Here is a 17,059-nt window from a genome sequence, read left to right as displayed (position 1 = left end):
ATACCAAGTATCATCTATCTGTGTTTTATACATTAGAATCCAATTTATACTCTTCGAAAATCTCTTCAAACCGCGTCAACGTCGCCTTGCCGTATATATGTTACTGACTTCGTCAGTTCTATCTGCAACCTCAAAACAGTGTTTTGAGCTGACTTCGTCAGTTTTATCTACAACCTCAAAGCAGTGTTTTGAGCAGCCTGCGGCTAGTTTCCTAGTTTGCTCTTTGATTTTCATTGAGTATTATTTTGCATTTCTCTTTAAAGAAAAATGATCCGGTACGGGGTCCTTACCTGTTTTCGACCAGGGATGGCAACGTAAAATCCGAGCCAAGCCCATCAAAACACCCTTGAAGCCATGTTTTTCAATAGCCTCAATCATGTAGTTTGAACAAGTCGGCTCAAAGCGACAAGAGGGGGGAAAGGCTGGTGAGATAAAACGTTGGTAAAAGCGCATAGGCGCTATTAAAATTCGTTTCATTATTTCTTGGTTACAGCCATGGTGTGTAGTTGGCTGATTTCTTTTTTATTAAGGCGACGTGATTCTCCTGGACGGAGACCTGTCAAATCTAGATGTCCGAAACGAGTCCGAGACAACTTATCTACTTGGAGACCAACAGCTTCAAACATCTTTTTAACCTGGTGGTTACGCCCTTCATGAATGGTCAACTGCACTACTGAGCGGTTTTTGACTGGATCCACTTTGAGAATCTCATAGACAGCTGGCTTGGTTTTCTTGCCATCAATCTCAAGTCCACGAGTCAAGGGGCGGAGATTATCCTTATTGGCCACACCTTTAACACGCGCGACATAAACCTTGTCAATCTCATTACGAGGGTGAATCATCTCATCCGTAAAATCTCCATCATTGGTCAAAATCAAGACACCTGATGTATCCCAGTCCAAACGACCTACAGGGTAGATGCGCTCTTTCACGTTGGGCAAGAGGTCGACAACAGTCTTGCGGCCCTTGTCATCTGTCACACTGGAAATGACACCGCGTGGTTTGTTAAGCAGATAATAGACCTTTTCTTCGTTGTAGATAGGCTGGCCTTCAACTTCGACCTTGTCGCCTGACTTGATAGTGGTTGCTAGTTCACGTACCACTTGGCCGTTAACCGTCACCAAGCCTTGCTTGATCAACTCTTCTGCTTTTCTCCTACTGGCCACACCTGCGTGGGCAATATACTTATTGATTCTCATCTTCTTCTATCCTTTCACCAAATAATTGGCTTTCTTGGGCTTGAATCTCAAGCTCATCAATCACTGGTAATTCTTCTAAATGATTTATCCCCATGTAATCTAGGAAATAATCTGTAGTCACATAGAGGTTGGGGCGTCCCAACACTTCTTTTTTCCCATCTTCTCGTATCAAGTCAAAGGCCTGCAACTTTGCCAAGGCCCCACTCGAGTTGACCCCACGAATGGCATCAATCTCTATCCGTGTGATGGGCTGTTTGTAGGCAACGATGGACAAGGTCTCAAGGGCAGCCCGAGATAAACTCTGGTTGATGGGTGCTTTAGAGTATTCCTTCAAAATCTCTGCAAATTGAGGCTTGGTCACCAATCTATAAGCGCCCCCTGTCTCAATCAGAGCCAAACTGGAATCTGGGTCCTTTTCATACTTCTGGGCTAATTTTTCTAAACTCTGTTGGATGCCTGTCGGTGGCAGAGAGAGGAGTTCAGCTAACTGGCGGACTCTAATCCCATCTTCACCCGCTACAAACAAGAGCGCTTCTATTTTTGCTAAAGTACTCATCTTTCCTCTCTATCAAGTCTAGCTTTGGGCCACTTGACTTTCTTCCTTCTTTTCCATGAGATAAATATCTCCGAAACTTTCCTCTTGCACAAGAATCAGCTCCTGGGTTTTGATTAACTCTAGGGTTGCCAAAAAGAGGGTAATGATCTCTTGGAGATTCTGGGCTTCCTTGAACAAATCCTGCAAGCGCAATTGATCTCGTCCAGTCAAGGACTCTTTCACGATAACCATCATGTCCTCAATCTTATACTCATCCCGCAAGATAGTCGTGTGATTCTGTGCAAACTCCTCTTTTTTCTTGGCTAGGATATTTGAAAAAGCCAAAAAGAGGTCAATGGTCGTCTTGTCATGAACAAGCTCCGCATCTTCGTAAATCAACTCTGTCGGCGCTTTGGAATAGTGCTGGGCCCGTTCTTGGTGCTTGGCTTCCAAGTGTTCACCCAAGAGCTTGAACTTGCGGTATTCTTCGATTTGAGAGAGAAGGTCCTGCTCCAGGTCATCCTCCAAGTCGGTCACTTCTGCCACCTTTGGAAGGAGTTTGCGGCTCTTAATCAGCATGAGCTGACTGGCCATAACCATGTACTCACCCGTCACTTCCAGACGCATGGCCTGCAAGGTTGAGACATAGGCTAGATACTGTTCGATAACTTCCGTAATGGGCACATCGTAGATATCCATCTGGTACTTAAAAACCAGGTGCAAGAGCAAGTCCAGGGGCCCTTCAAAATCTTTTAATTTAATATCCATTATCTATATTTTTCTAAGGTCAGGACTGTTTTTAATCCTAATTTTTTTGCAATTTCGTACAAATCGACCTTGTTTTCTATTTGTCTGAGAATGAACTGTTCCCGTAGGGCTTGAGCGGATAAGGTTGGGAAACCTTTCTCCTTGACAAAGGACTCTAGCTGACGGAAGGCCCACTGACGAGAATAGGCTTTCCCTGCCCTTTCAAAGAGATAGGTCTGGCCCATCAAGGGTTCCAACTCTGAAAGCAAGGTCGTGGGAATAGTTACAATCCTCTGTTGGGAAGCCTTCTTGATTCTCAACACTTGAAAGTCCAGATTGATATCCGCAACCTTTAGAACTAAAATCTCACTTGGCAAGAGTCCCATTTCTAGGATTAAGAGCGCTAGCAAGCGACCCTCTGGATAGTCGCTTTCCTGCCAAAAAGAGTCTAGGTCTAACAGTTCTGGCTTTTCGGTCTTCTTTTCAGCTTGTTTAGCTAATTCTAAGCGGTAAAAGCTGTCCACCTCTCCTTTTTGATAGAGAAAGTAGAGAAATTGATTACAGGCCGAAATCTTTCGCTTCTGGGCGCTGATTTTTAGATTGGCTAGTTGGGCTTGGTAAATCTTGAGACCGGTCTCAGAAATCCGCTCTCCTATAATGTCTAAAAATTGCTCCAAATCATACTTATAGGACTGCTTGGAATTGGCAGACAAACCCTGCTTTTCCTCTAAAAAGGCTGAAATCCTGTCTTTCATTTGCATCGAATCTCATATTCCTTACTAAAGTCATGCAAGAGGGCATTGACTGCCTTGAGGATAGACTTGCGCGTAATAATCCCTTGGAAAATTCCTGACGCATCCACAACCGGCAAGAAGGACTCATCTACCAGCTTGTGCAAGACCTCCGTAATGGTAAAATCAGGCGAGACAACCGCTACGTCCCTTTTCGTCATGTGAACGATATCCGTATCCGCCATGATCTCTTGACTCAGGTCATGCTCCATCTGATAAGCCATAATATCTCTGAGCCCAATCGTCCCAACAAACTGTTTTTCATCTGTCACAACGGGAACACGGGTATAGGTCATCTGACTGAGCAAGAGGGTCGCATGATCCGCATTGTGGGTATCAATCAACACGGCTAGATTTTCAGCAGGGGTCAAAAAAGTTTCCTCCTGCCCCAACAAGAAAGTCTCAAACTCCTTGGCAATCATCGGCTAAACTCCTTGGACAAGCCAGGATACACCTCATGGTCTCGTGTCAAAAAGTCCACTTTAAAATAACTATCATCAATCTCCACACGAGCATAGAGACACTCTCTGATGGTCCCACGTGGTTGACTGATGGAACCTGGATTTAGAAAGAGGGTCTTGCCTTCCATCCAAGCGCTTGGCACATGCAAGTGACCATAGAGGCAGATATCGGCCTCTTCCTCCTGAGCCCAGTAGTCCAACTTTTGAAAGTTGAAATTGATGTCAAACAAGTGACCATGGGTTTGGATAATCTTGGTCGAACCAAGCTCAGTCACCAAACGTTCTGGGTAGCCGGCGTAGAAGTCCATGTTCCCTTTAACAACACGGATGCCTTCCCAAAGGGGAGAATCCGGACGTAGTTCAGAATCGCCGTTATGAAAAACGGCATCAACTTTGCCTACATAGCGATTACGGATTTCTTCCACAATCAAGCTATCGCCATGGGAATCGCTCATTACAATGATGGTTTGCTTTGCCATGATGGAAATACCTCCAAAAGTTTTTTAACGGCTAAGGCACGGTGAGATTGGCTATTTTTTTCTTCAAGGGTTAATTCAGCTGAGGACTTGCCTGTCTCTCCCACAAGGAAGAGAGGATCATAGCCAAAGCCATTTTCACCCTTGGGTTCAAAGTTAATGTAGCCAGGCCAGTCTGCTTCAACAACCAAACTTTCCTTGTTTGGACTGGCTACGACTAGGGTTGTATGGAACTGAGCCGAACGATCCTTGAGTTCAAAGACCATGGCCAATTCGTGCAAGAGTTTGGCATTGTTTTCACGGTCAGTAGCTCCCACTCCTGCGAAACGAGCTGACCAGACACCTGGCAAGCCACCAAGGACATCGACTTTGAGACCTGAGTCATCTGCCAAAACCATCTTGCCCGTTAATTGAGAAATAGTTTCTGCCTTGAGACGGGCATTTTCTTCGAAGGTCATGCCTGTTTCAGCTACTTCAGGTAGATCTGGATAATCATTAAGATTTTCTACATCGTAGCCTAGCTTGTCAAAGATAGCTCGGAATTCCTTGGTCTTGCCCTCGTTACGAGTCGCAATCAATAAGGTTTCTCTGACCTTGTTTGTCTCAAAGAATGCTTCTACATCAACACCTTCTTTAGGCAATTCTACATGCAGGAGTTGCCCATTTTCAACTAAGAGAAAAGCCCCCTGACGTTGGATGACTTCCACACTTCGTCCCATTTCTTGGTTGAGGATATCTACCACAAAAGACAATAAACGGTAGAGAGAACCATAGCGTAAAACAGTAACAGAAACAGGAAAACCTCGATCCTCATCTCGAAATCTTTGGGCAAACTCCAATAGAGGAAAATCCAAGTCATCATCCGTCAACGTCCGGACGCCACCAAAAATACCATAGGACCCGACATACCAGTCCTGTTCATCCTTATATTCATAAATTTTATTTGTCATAATTCTACATGCTCCACATGAATCTCTTTTTCCAGCCATTCTTCACCAATTTGTGCAAAACTTTGGCTGCTGGCTGTTGTGTAAAAACGGTGATGGAGTGGTCCGGCATCGCGACCACGATTGATTTCAAAATAATTAAGTAAGACTGAAATGTCCCGTACACACTCTGCCCCACTATCGATAAGTTGAACCTTGGGCCCCATGACATTTTGGATGATGGGGCGAAGGAGTGGATAATGGGTACAGCCCAAAATCAGGCTATCTACCTTTCCAACCAAGGGACGCAGGGTTTCATAGACCACTTTCTTGGTAACACTGGTTGACAGGGCACCAGACTCCACCAAGGGAGCAAACTTGGGACAGGCCAAACTCTCCACCTGTAAGTCCGGATCCAAATCATGGATTTTCTGACGGTAGATATCTGATTGTACCGTCATGGGTGTTCCAATCACTCCGATTTTCCCACCTTGACTGGACTTGATAGCTGCCGAAGCTCCTGGCAAAATAACACCTAGGACAGGAATATCTAGTTGAGCCTTGATTTCTTCCCAGACGACCGCAGTCGCAGTATTACAAGCAATGACAATCATTTTGACATCCTTGGTCAAAAGAAAGTTGACCAACTGCCAAGTATATTCACGAATTTGCTCAGCAGGACGGGGACCATAAGGCGCCCGTGCCGAATCTCCAATATAGACGATTTCTTCATGGGGAAGTTGGCGCATAAGCTCGCGCACAACGGTCAAGCCCCCGACACCCGAATCCAAAAAACCAATTGGTCGATTATCCATACAGTCTTCTTTCTAGTCTTTTTTCTGATTGATAGTTCATTATGATTATTGAGCCTTATGAACCGAATGATAGCCTACTCAACAACTATCTCTCTTAATCATAATCAAATATCAATAGAATGCAAGGAAAAAGTCTCATCCCTAAACCCTTAGCCGACATAGTGAGAAGTCTGGAACTTTCATCCCAGACTTTTCCTTATTTATTTTTTCTTTTTATTGTTAGCAAGGGCTGCCTTTTGTTGGCGGATGATTTGGTGGTAAACTTGTTGTACCTTAGCTTCGCTTGGTTTTTGACCATTTGCACTCAAAAGAGTACGAACTGCTTCAGCATTCAAACGTGGGTTGTCAGCAAATTCTTTTTCAATTTGCTTACGAACCAAGTACATTCCTCCAAGAGCTCCTCCTAGAAAAGCTAGCACAATCAATACAATTGCTAATAGTAAATCCATCATATTTCTCCTGTTTCTTTTTAAGTCTCTTTCATTATACCACAAACTAGCCACCCTGACTAGTTTGTTTTACGCTTTCAGGGATGGAATAGACAGCAAAAAGAACCCTGCTTTTCTGCGAAAGAGGGTTCCTTACTAAGTTTAATTTACATAGATAGCCAGTGTTTGATAGGGTCTGAGTAGAATTTTTTCAGACACTTCTGCATCTTCATAGTTTGAAAGCAAAATCTGTCCATTTTGGTAGGCTGCTGGTAAATCGATTTCCACTTCTGTGACATAAAAATTATTGAGTACTAGTAACTTTTGATCCTCATAATGGCGTTCAAAAGCATAGACTTGTTTGCTATCTTCAAAGGCTGGTTTGTAACTTCCTTCTGAGATGATAGGCATTCCTTTACGAAGTCGAATCAAGTCTTGGTAGAAGGTGAAAATCGGACCTTGAATTTCATTTTCTACATTGATGTGAGGGTAGGATTTTCCCGCCTTGAGCCAAGGTGTCCCTACTGTAAATCCTGCATTTTCCGAAGAATCCCACTGCATGGGAATTCGTGAATTATCACGCGACTTAGCCTGAATAATCTGGAAGGCTTTTTCCTGACTCTTCCCTTCCTCTAAGAGCATCTGATAGGCATTGAGCGATTCGACATCCACATAATCAGCAATAGAATCATAGTCTGGGTCAATCATCCCGATTTCCTCGCCCATATAGATATAAGGTGTCCCACGTGAAAGGTGAATACTAGCCGCTAGCATGGTAGCTCCTTCCTTGCGGAAGTTTTGAATATCAACAAAACGGTTTAAAGCGCGTGGTTGGTCGTGATTGTTCCAGAAGAGGGCGCTCCAACCACCTTTATCACTCATTTCCTTACCCCAACTATGGTAAAGACTCTTCAACTCTTCAAAATCAAAGGGAGCCAAGGTCCACTTTTGCCCATCTTTGTAGTCCACTTTGAGGTGATGAAAATTAAAGGTCATGGATAATTCCTGACGGTCAGACGACGAATAGAGGAGACAGTTTTCCATGGTTGTAGAAGACATTTCCCCAACTGTCATAAAGCTATCGTCTGATCCAAAAGTGGCTTGATTCATCATACGCAAATAGTCATGAACGATAGGCTTGTCTGTATAAGCTGGCTTTCCTTCATTTTCAGGACAATCCACTAAGACTTCATCCTTGCCAATCAAATTGATCACATCAAATCGGAAACCTTTGACACCCTTGTCGCGCCAGAAATTAACAACCTTGAAAAGCTCCTTACGGACATTGGGATTGCGCCAGTTAAGGTCAGCCTGGGTCTCATCAAAGAGGTGAAGGTAGTATTTCCCTGTATTCCCAAAGGGCGCCCATGCAGAGCCACCAAACTTAGACTGCCAATCTGTTGGTTGGTCTTGGATGAAGAAAAAGTCTTGATAATACTTGTCCCCAGCTAAGGCTTTCTGAAACCATTCATGCTCTGTCGAACAATGATTGAGGACCATGTCCAGCATAAAGTCAATCTTGTGTTCTTTACCAACACACACCATTTCCTCAAAATCAGTCATATCACCAAAAAGAGGATCTACTGCCATATAATCTGAAATATCGTAACCATTATCCCGTTGAGGGCTTGGATAGAATGGATTGAGCCAGACCATATCCACACCTAGTTTGGCTAAATAGGGGATTTTTTCGATAATCCCACGTAAGTCCCCAATACCATTGCCAGTGGTGTCTTTGTAAGATTTTGGATAGATTTGATAGACTACTTTTCCTTTATCAAGAGTCATCTGTTTCTCCTTTTCTGATAAAAGGGAGGCACCTGTGTTCCTTCCCTGCTTGTTTTATTTCAATTATACTCAATGAAAATNNGCTGTACTTGAGTACGGTAAGGCGACGCTGACGTGGTTTGAATTTGATTTTCGAAGAGTATTAGATTCGTGTTGCGACCATGAGATCTTCTCCAGCTTGGATCGTTGTCGGATAAGTTCCAGTGATGGTAGCTGTATAAGCATCTTGATTGGTAATAATGATAGGAGTTTCTGTTACCAGGCCTGCAGCCCTAATGACATCCATATCAAAACGAATCAGATTCTGACCAACTGTGACATGGTCTCCTTGGGCTACAAGACTTTCAAATCCTTTGCCATCAAGACCTACTGTATCCATACCGATGTGGATGAGCAATTCCACCCCCTCGTCAGAGACAATACCGATGGCATGCTTAGTAGGGAAAAGAACCGTAACTGTCCCATTGACTGGAGAAGTCAACTCACCTTGGCTTGGTTCAATGACCAGACCTTGCCCCATAACACCTGAAGCAAAGACTGGATCCGTTGCTTGACTTAGTTCTTTCACTTGGCCAGTCAGCGGGCTAACAATTTCTACTGGAGTAAGTTCTACTGGTTCATGACTCACAAATTCTGCTTCTTCTTGAGCAACGAATTCTGCCTGCAAGTCCGTATCGTCCTCTGTTTTTGTAAAGAGATCAGCCTTGCGGAAGAAGAAAGTCAAGAGCATTGGAACAAGAATCGCAACTAGCATAGTTCCTGCAAATGGCAGCATGTATTGAGGTTGAATAGATAGGATACCTGGCAAACCACCGATACCAATAGAAGCCGCCGTTACATTGAAAGTAACGGATAACATGCCTGCAAGGGCTGAACCAGTCATCCCAGCTACAAATGGATAGATGTATTTTACGTTAACCCCAAAAAGAGCTGGTTCTGTAACACCGAGATAGGCTGAAATGGTCGCAGGAAGTGAAACCTGAGCCTCACGCTCATCATGGCGATGCATAAAATAATAGGCAAATACGGCTGAACCTTGGGCAATATTAGAAAGAGCAATCATTGGCCAGAGAGCAGTGCCACCAGCATCCGCAATCAATTGTGTATCAATGGCATTGGTCATGTGATGCAGACCTGTGATGACAAATGGAGCATAGAGGGCACCAAAAATCGCACCGAAGAGCCATTTAACTGGACCAGTTAAACCTGCCAAGACAACTGATGAAAGTCCTTGCCCAATTGTCCAACCGATTGGTCCCAAGACAGTATGAGCCAAAATCAAGGCTGGAATCAATGACAAGAAAGGTACAAAAATCATAGAAATCACTTCTGGGATATGCTTACGCCAGAAAATCTCAAGATAAGACAGACTCAAACCTGCAAGCAAGGCTGGGATAACTTGGGCTTGGTAACCGATACGATTAACAGTAAAGTAGCCAAAATTCCAAACCCAGTTTGCTGCAATTTCTGATGCAGGTGTTGAGGCAACTGCATAGGCATTGAGCAACTGAGGCGATACCAAACAGATTCCGAGAACAATTCCCAAGATTTGGCTGGTTCCCATCTTACGAGAGACAGACCAGGTAATCCCCACTGGCAAGAATTGGAAGATCGCTTCACCAGGCAACCAGAGGAAGTGATTAACCCCTGCCCAAAACTGTGAGGATTCCGTGATGGTCTTGCCATCTAACATCGACCAATGCACACCTTCCAAGACATTACGGAAACCGAGGATCAATCCACCAACAATCAAGGCTGGAATAATCGGAGTAAAGATTTCCGCCAGAGTGGTCATGACACGTTGGACCACGTTTTGATTACTCTTAGCTGCTGACTTGGCTGCTTCTTTGGAAACACCCTCAATACCTGAAACAGCTGTAAAATCATTATAAAAGATGGGCACGTCATTCCCAATAATCACCTGAAATTGACCTGCATTTGTAAAGGTTCCTTTAACAGCTGGAATTGACTCGATAGCTTTAACATTAGCCTTCTTATCATCTCCTAAAACAAACCGCATCCGTGTCGCACAGTGGGTGACGGCAGTCACATTCTCTTTGCCTCCAATTGCCTGAAGCAAATCTTTGGCTTCTTGTTCAAATTTTCCCATTTGATTCTCCTTATACTTGTCAAAGCAAGTTTGATTTGATAGTTCTATTGTAAACGATACCAAACTTGTCTGCAACTTGTTTTGTGTAAAAAGAGGATTTTTTCGTCATTTTTCTGGAACTTGTATGGTAAAATAGATACAGGTGTTCATTAAACTAGACTAAAAACCTATTTAAGTAAGCAAAAATGAAGAAATACCAACAATTATTTAAGCAAATCCAAGAAACCATTCAAAACGAGACTTACGCTGTCGGAGATTTCCTTCCTAGTGAGCACGACCTTATGAACCAGTATCAGGTAAGCCGTGATACCATCCGAAAGGCTCTGTCTCTCCTCCAAGAGGAAGGATTGATCAAAAAGATAAGAGGGCAAGGTTCTCAAGTCGTCAAAGAAGAAACCGTCAATTTCCCTGTCTCCAACCTCACTAGCTACCAAGAACTGGTTCAAGAACTTGGACTGCGCTCTAAAACCAATGTCGTCAGTCTGGACAAGATTATTATTGATAAAAAATCCTCACTAATAACTGGCTTCCCAGAGTTTCGTATGGTTTGGAAGGTGGTCCGCCAGCGTGTGGTGGATGATCTGGTATCCGTTCTGGATACGGACTATCTGGATATGGAACTCATCCCAAATATCACTCGGCAAATTGCTGAGCAGTCCATCTATTCTTATATAGAGGACGACCTCAAACTCCTTATTGATTATGCTCAAAAGGAAATAACTATTGACCACTCAAATGACCGAGACAAGATTCTCATGGACATTGGCAAAGACCCTTATGTCGTTTCGATTAAATCAAAAGTCTATCTCCAAGACGGACGGCAATTTCAGTTTACCGAAAGTCGCCATAAGTTAGAAAAATTCAGATTTGTAGATTTTGCAAAACGCAAGAAATAAAAGACTGAGACACTGGATCTCAGCCTTTTTCTTTATCCTAAAACCAATTCATCACTGACTAGACTTTGGCCACTATTTTTCTGGAAGAGATGCATGAGATCTTCAACCGTCAGATGCTTTTTCTCCTCTCCCTTGACATCCACCACTATCTTGCCTTGATAGAGCATAATGAGACGATTACCATACTCAATCGCATGGTTCATATCATGGGTAATCATCAAAGTCGTCAACTGATGGTGTTCCACAATCTTTTGCGTCAAATCCATCACCATTTGACTAGTTTTCGGGTCAAGTGCCGCAGTGTGTTCATCCAAAAGCAAAAGTTTGGGTTTCACCAGAGCTGCCATGACTAGGGTCAAGGCCTGTCTTTGTCCTCCTGAGAGATATTGAGTATCTACTTTTAAGCGGTTTTCAAGGCCAATATTCAACTCCTTCAAGGCCTCTTGGAACTGGATTCTATCCTTTTCCTTCACGCCCCAACCAAGCCCTCTCTTCTGCCCGCGTCTCAAGGCAATAGCCATATTCTCCTCAATCGTCAAACGAGAAGCTGTCCCCATCTTAGGATCTTGAAAAACACGGGCGATATCCTTGGCTCTCTTTCTTACACTCAGATTTTTAATGGATTTGCCTGCCAATAAAAGGTCCCCTTCGTCCACCGATAGATTGCCAGCCAAGATATTCATCAAAGTGGATTTCCCTGCTCCATTTCCACCAATCACAGAGATAAAATCTCCCTCTTCAACCTCTAAATCTAATCCTTTGAGGACATGGTTCTCATTGACCGTCCCTGCTTCAAATGTTTTGTGAATATTTTCAAGTGTTAACAAACTTGCCATAACTTTCTCCTCCTATTCATTTCTCAATTTCAGACCACGAATCTTTAATCTCTTTTGTAATTCTGGTGCAAATAAAACCAAGGCTAACAAAATTGCATTAAAGAGACGTACCAAATTTTGATCTAGATTTGGAATTTCATAGATATTTAAAATAATCAAACGGTAAACAATAGCACCGATTCCGATGGATAACAAGCGGCCTCCAATGGTCAAATCGTGTATCAAAACTTCCGCAATAATAACTGCACTCAAACCAACAACGATGGTTCCTGTCCCAGAAGTCACATCTGAAAATCCATCATTTTGGGCAAACAAGGAACCACATAAGGCAATCAAGCCGTTTGAAATCATGTAACCAACAATCTTCATGGTGTCTACATTGACCCCATTGGCCTCACTCATCGGAATATTGTCCCCAGTCGAACGCAAGACCAAGCCAATCTCTGTTTTCATCAAGAGGGTCAAGACTAGACAAACAAGGAAGAGACAAGCTAAACTGAAAGAGAAAACAGCTTCTTCATTTGTTAGACCCAAGCTTGCCAATTGTTTAAAGATGGTTGCAGAATCTCCCAAGGAAAGATTAGGCACACTTCCCATGATTTTAATATTGATGGAATAAAGCCCTGTCAAGGTCACAATCCCTGTCAAGAGAGCTGGAATTTTCATCTTGGTGTGGAGCATTCCTGATACTAGACCTGCTACCATACCTGCGAACAAAGCAAGTAAAGTCGCAATCCAAGAATTTGTCCCTGCCTGTATCTGAGATACGACGACAGCCGCCCCCAGTGGAAAGGCCCCCTCAGCAGTCATATCCGCAATATCCAAAATACGGAAAGTCAAGTAGACCCCAATCGCCATAATCGACCACAACAAACCTTCTGATAAACTAGATAATACAAAATTCATCTCAAACCTCCTTATTCCTTGCCTTCTAACTTACTAATATCAATTCCCAATGCGTCTGCCATTTCTTGATTGGTATGCAATTCCAGTTTTTCAGGCAACTCAACTGCTATATTTTCTGGATTCTCACCTTTTAAAACACGAACCAGCATTCGTGCTGTCTGACGTCCCAATTCTTCATAATTTGTTCCGTAGTTATACAAGCCACCAACCGCAACCATTTCTGTTGAACCACCAAATACTGGAACCTTGTGTTTAATAGAAACCTGCTTGACTGTTTCCATGGTTGATGAAATGATATTATCCGTTGGTACAAAAACCATATCCACCTCTGCCATCAAGCTTTCTGCAACCGCCTTGACGTTGTTACTGTCCAAGATTGTTTTTTCAACAACGGTAAAGCCTTTTTCCTCCAGAAGGCGCTTAGCTTCATCCTTTTGGACAACTGAGTTTGGCTCGCTCTGAGTATAGAGAATTCCAATCGTTTTAGCCCTTGGTAACACTTTCTTTATCAAATTGATTTGGGTTGAAATGGCATCTGATGACTGATCGCTTGTCCCAGTTACATTGCTCCCAGGATGCTCTCTTGACTTAACCAACTTGGCACTGACAGGATCTGTTACCGCTGAAAAGATAACAGGTGTCGCTTGTGTTGTATTGGCCAAGCTCTGAGCAGAAGGCGTTGCGATAGCTAGAACGACATCACTAGATTCTGCTAGTTGCTGGGAAATCGTTTTTAGATTTCGTTGTTCTCCCTGTGCATTTTGCAAATCAATCTCAATATTTTCCCCCTTAACATAGCCTTGTTTAGCCAGTTCATCTACAAAGCCTTCTCTAGTAGCATCTAGAGACTGGTGGGTAATAAATTGCGAAATACCGATACGAAACACATCTTTTTTCTTATCTGCCTTCAACTGATGCAAACTGATCAGAGAGGTCAAGAGAATTCCCACTACCAAGAGGGGTGCTAGTAATTTTCGAACAACTTTCATAATGAAACTCCTTCTCAGAAAAGATAAAACAAAAAACCGCCTAGATACTATCTAAACGGATGCTTGAAATAATCTAACAAGTTACAACTTAGCTAGTCCATTTAGATATTCATCTATATGGACCACAATCAAAAATCTTAGCCACATAGATACAAACAAATTGCTTGAACTGTTTGCATCCATGGTGACATGTCTACAAACACTATCTAAAGTAGCTAAAGTAAAAGTTTTGATTCATCGTTACAGCTTGTCTTTTATTCATTTCTTTTTCTGCTTTCTTTTTTGATGTTTCCTATCTTACCACCTTTTTCATTAGCTGTCAAGAATATTTCAGAATTTTTTAAAATTTTCTGAAAATTCTTTCAAGGAGCTTTCAATTCTTTTAGGATAATTTCAAAGATTTGCCCATTAGACAAAATAGAAAGATTTGAAGACTTTTATGGTATTTAGTTGTACTAGAGCCTTTTAAAAGTGTTTTGATGGCTTGTATTTCTTCTTTGGTTGATTTCATATCACTATTATATAATGCGTTTTGATTTTAGTATAGTATTAAACTGACTCTTAGCAGTCGAACAAAAAATCGACAGTTATTTTATACTGTTTAAAACCAATAGTCAATACGACAATCTCTTTACTTTTCGGTTATCAACTCTGTAGATTGCTAACATATCCAAAATAAGCCAAGTATCCCGAGGATAGGCAACATATCTAGGTGTCCAAATAGGATTAAACTTTTGTTTATACTGTCTAAGACCACTAAATGAATAGAATCGATTAGTGAAGGCATAGATGAGATAGGCTACTTTTTCTTGTAGAAAGCTATGTTTCTCAGTTCCTACATTTGACAACGGCGCCATACCTAATTCAAATAAACTAACTCCTTCTTCTTTAAAATGAAGTAATAATTTCACAAAGAGATAATCCATAATACCATTGGGTACTGTCCTTAAGTGGTAGCGCATCAAATCGATGCTAGCTTCTTCAGGATCATTACAAGCTAAAAAGGTAACAAAAGCCTGAACCTTATCTTCCTTATCCCTTACAAGGGCTATTGGTGCTAATTGAATGTACTTCTCATCAAAAAATCCAAGTGAAAACCCTTTTTCTTGGCGACCATCTAGCCAATTATACGATATTTCTTTAAGGGTGTTAAGCAACTTCTTATCAAAAGGTGGTTGTAATACTTGGAATTGATACCCCTTGCTTTCTAATCGATTAACAACTGTTCTAAATTTCTTTCCTTGTTTTCCTTCGGTTGTAAATCTATCGAGTAATACCTGAGCAGTCTCCCCAAATTTCATAAAGTCGTACCCATATTCATGAAGTAATAGGGTGGTTTCTTGATTAATTTCGTAGAAAATAACAGAGACATTTGTGTCCTCCGCATCCTCTAAAAACTTCGATAAGCCTTTTTCTAAGTATCCTGACTGTGCCAGTGGATCCGACATAACGACACATTTATTATTTTCAATTGCAAATTGGAAAACAACCTTGTCTTGACCATCCTCTTGGTACCAATAAAGGTATTTGTCATCTAAATAAGCCAGGGCAGCATCTAAATTTATATTTGGTATTGTTGCAATAAAGTCTTGATAACGTTGCTTATCGAAAACTTCTCCAAAATTCTCTTTGGTTTGATTACTCTCACGGAGTACCAAAACATACGAAATCACCAATATCAGAGACGAGCCAAAAAGATGAATCCAGTGTGTAATCAAATGAGGAAGATGTTTAACTTCAAATACATGATGAGGGTTCAAATGTCCTAACAAAACAAGGGTCAAGAAGAAACTTCCACCAATATACGATATATCCTTACAACAATCTTCCCAAGCATAAATATAATGACTGCGAACAAATGTATTTCTAATCCACCATATGATAGACAAAATAATGATTAGAAAAAAACTACTTGCTAATGAAAAACTACCAATATTCAAATAAACAAGGCTTACTAGACCTAGTACAGTAGCTAATGGTAATGTAAATTTTAAACGTCGTTTAACTAGTCTTGCAAGAAGGAAGAAGTGAACGCCGAGAATGATACTAGGAAGTTGAAAAACAAACTGTCCAGTGCTAGGTGAAAGTTCTTTAAACAAAGGAAGATGTCCTAATTCTTGAGGAACTATAGCTGACACCACGAGGAAGAAAGCAAAAAGTCGCAACCCCCAAACCAATACTATAGTGGATAGTGATTCAATAACCTTTTGGGGAATTCCCAAATATTTCTCATTAAGTCGGCCACCCATATTTTTAAAGAATAAAACAACTCCTAAACAGAAAGGAAGAATATAATAGAATAAACGAAATACTAGTAACCAACTTAGCGCCTGATCTTTATCAATACCAAGGGCAACTAAACCAGATACCATAATTAAATCGAAACTACCTAGGCTACCAGGAATCATCGATATAATGCCAATTGTAATAGCAATCATAAAGAGGGGGATTACATCATAAATTGGTAAATTGTAGCCTAAAACATACCCAACCAAAAGGAAAAAACTTAATACACTAGCCCAATCAAGGGCAGAAGTTAGCACTAAAGATAAAATTGTCCTTCCACTCAATTGACCAAAATAGACCCATTTTTTTCTATTTGAAACAAATAAAATAATTGGAAGATAGAGACAAGCTCCCAAAAGAGCTGGCCAATATTGTTTAATCCCCATTGAAATAGGAAATATAATTGTGAAAATTAAACTTATCAGTGCAAACAGTGAGAAACCACTCATAAAATAAGGGATGACACGAGAAATTCCTTGCATACTTTTTTCAGAGCGTTCTTCATCTCCATAGAAAGAATAGCGTAAACCAACATCCACCAAACCGGCAAAGCCAATCATATTATTCAAGCTATTTATAGTCCAACTTGTTTCTAGTAAGTAAGATAATTTTTGTTTCTGATTAAGTTCTTTATTTAGGATTCTATCATAGAGCATCATTGGCGCAACAGCCATAGAACCAAAGAAAACTAAACAAATCAGTTTTATTGGAGAGAGTTCCCCCAAGATTGCTCCAACCTTATCAAACGAAATTGTCTTAAAAAGTCTGATTATCTCTACAATAACGAGACTAACAATAGATAAAAATAAGGTAATCTTGATGAGTGTCTGCCATTTTTTCATGCAATTCAAAATTGTTCTCACAAGCTCA

17 protein-coding genes and 1 pseudogene are annotated in these 17,059 nt (G+C 41.5%); 1 reads left to right on the top strand and 17 read right to left on the bottom strand.

The genetic code is table 11. The features are described from left to right. Nucleotides 1–240: 240 nt before the first annotated feature. From yidD to treP, 12 genes are all read right to left on the bottom strand, one after another. On the bottom strand, nt 241–477 hold the full coding sequence (yidD, locus tag HT697_RS03940) for a membrane protein insertion efficiency factor YidD (protein WP_173262239.1): 237 nt from the start codon (nt 475–477) through the stop codon (nt 241–243). Continuing rightward, nucleotides 477–1,199: a pseudouridine synthase gene (locus tag HT697_RS03935; RefSeq protein WP_001222228.1), complete on the bottom strand. Its 723-nt coding sequence runs from the start codon at nt 1,197–1,199 to the stop codon at nt 477–479. Before HT697_RS03935 ends, yidD begins: the two co-directional genes overlap by 1 nt. Further along, entirely contained in the window at nt 1,186–1,755 is a 570-nt protein-coding gene (gene scpB, locus HT697_RS03930; RefSeq protein ID WP_173262236.1) for an SMC-Scp complex subunit ScpB, read from the bottom strand. The genes HT697_RS03935 and scpB overlap by 14 nt, the downstream gene beginning before the upstream one ends. Nucleotides 1,756–1,773: 18 nt before the next feature. Next, nucleotides 1,774–2,502 (bottom strand): segregation/condensation protein A, encoded by a 729-nt coding sequence (locus HT697_RS03925; protein WP_173262233.1) that lies wholly within the window; start codon nt 2,500–2,502, stop codon nt 1,774–1,776. Continuing rightward, a complete protein-coding gene (gene xerD, locus HT697_RS03920) occupies nt 2,502–3,236 on the bottom strand; it encodes a site-specific tyrosine recombinase XerD (protein WP_345789526.1) in 735 nt (244 codons plus the stop codon). Before xerD ends, HT697_RS03925 begins: the two co-directional genes overlap by 1 nt. Continuing rightward, nucleotides 3,233–3,694: a cyclic-di-AMP-binding protein CbpB gene (gene cbpB / locus HT697_RS03915; RefSeq protein ID WP_078352865.1), complete on the bottom strand. Its 462-nt coding sequence runs from the start codon at nt 3,692–3,694 to the stop codon at nt 3,233–3,235. The genes xerD and cbpB overlap by 4 nt, the downstream gene beginning before the upstream one ends. Then, nucleotides 3,691–4,212, bottom strand: coding sequence for a metallophosphoesterase (locus HT697_RS03910; RefSeq protein ID WP_033676182.1), 522 nt, complete (start codon nt 4,210–4,212; stop codon nt 3,691–3,693). Before HT697_RS03910 ends, cbpB begins: the two co-directional genes overlap by 4 nt. Next, nucleotides 4,188–5,159, bottom strand: coding sequence for a nucleoside-triphosphate diphosphatase (locus HT697_RS03905; protein ID WP_173262227.1), 972 nt, complete (start codon nt 5,157–5,159; stop codon nt 4,188–4,190). Before HT697_RS03905 ends, HT697_RS03910 begins: the two co-directional genes overlap by 25 nt. Continuing rightward, nucleotides 5,156–5,950: a glutamate racemase gene (racE, locus tag HT697_RS03900; RefSeq protein ID WP_000370376.1), complete on the bottom strand. Its 795-nt coding sequence runs from the start codon at nt 5,948–5,950 to the stop codon at nt 5,156–5,158. Before racE ends, HT697_RS03905 begins: the two co-directional genes overlap by 4 nt. A 200-nt stretch (nt 5,951–6,150) precedes the next feature. Then, nucleotides 6,151–6,399 carry a YneF family protein gene (locus tag HT697_RS03895; RefSeq protein ID WP_000364990.1) on the bottom strand — a complete coding sequence of 83 codons (249 nt, stop codon included), beginning with the start codon at nt 6,397–6,399 and terminating at the stop codon, nt 6,151–6,153. Between the two features lie 141 nt (nt 6,400–6,540). Then, nucleotides 6,541–8,166 carry an alpha,alpha-phosphotrehalase gene (gene treC, locus HT697_RS03890; protein WP_173262224.1) on the bottom strand — a complete coding sequence of 542 codons (1,626 nt, stop codon included), beginning with the start codon at nt 8,164–8,166 and terminating at the stop codon, nt 6,541–6,543. A gap of 142 nt (nt 8,167–8,308) precedes the next feature. Further along, a complete protein-coding gene (treP, locus tag HT697_RS03885; RefSeq protein ID WP_173262221.1) occupies nt 8,309–10,276 on the bottom strand; it encodes a PTS system trehalose-specific EIIBC component in 1,968 nt (655 codons plus the stop codon). 185 nt (nt 10,277–10,461) lie between these two features. Between treP and treR the strand changes: the two genes are divergently transcribed. Further along, the gene (treR, locus tag HT697_RS03880) at nt 10,462–11,172 is read left to right on the top strand and encodes a trehalose operon repressor (RefSeq protein ID WP_173262218.1); all 711 of its coding nucleotides are present in this window, start codon (nt 10,462–10,464) and stop codon (nt 11,170–11,172) included. Nucleotides 11,173–11,204: 32 nt separating this feature from the next. Here the strand turns inward: treR and HT697_RS03875 are convergent, their stop codons facing one another. From HT697_RS03875 to mprF, 5 genes and pseudogenes are all read right to left on the bottom strand, one after another. Then, nucleotides 11,205–12,008, bottom strand: a complete 804-nt coding sequence (locus tag HT697_RS03875) for an ATP-binding cassette domain-containing protein (RefSeq protein ID WP_000157661.1) — start codon at nt 12,006–12,008, stop codon at nt 11,205–11,207. Nucleotides 12,009–12,020: 12 nt separating this feature from the next. Then, a complete protein-coding gene (locus HT697_RS03870; RefSeq protein WP_173233257.1) occupies nt 12,021–12,914 on the bottom strand; it encodes an ABC transporter permease in 894 nt (297 codons plus the stop codon). A gap of 11 nt (nt 12,915–12,925) precedes the next feature. Then, the gene (locus HT697_RS03865) at nt 12,926–13,903 is read right to left on the bottom strand and encodes an ABC transporter substrate-binding protein (RefSeq protein ID WP_173233259.1); all 978 of its coding nucleotides are present in this window, start codon (nt 13,901–13,903) and stop codon (nt 12,926–12,928) included. 391 nt (nt 13,904–14,294) lie between these two features. Then, a pseudogene (locus tag HT697_RS03860) lies at nt 14,295–14,414 on the bottom strand (IS630 family transposase); the annotation flags it as partial. Between the two features lie 103 nt (nt 14,415–14,517). After that, entirely contained in the window at nt 14,518–17,052 is a 2,535-nt protein-coding gene (gene mprF / locus HT697_RS03855) for a bifunctional lysylphosphatidylglycerol flippase/synthetase MprF (RefSeq protein WP_173262215.1), read from the bottom strand. Nucleotides 17,053–17,059 lie beyond the last annotated feature (7 nt).

The organism is Streptococcus sp. 1621 (assembly GCF_013276615.1).
In the GTDB taxonomy this organism is placed as follows: domain Bacteria; phylum Bacillota; class Bacilli; order Lactobacillales; family Streptococcaceae; genus Streptococcus.
This window is presented reverse-complemented; position numbering and strand designations above follow the sequence as displayed.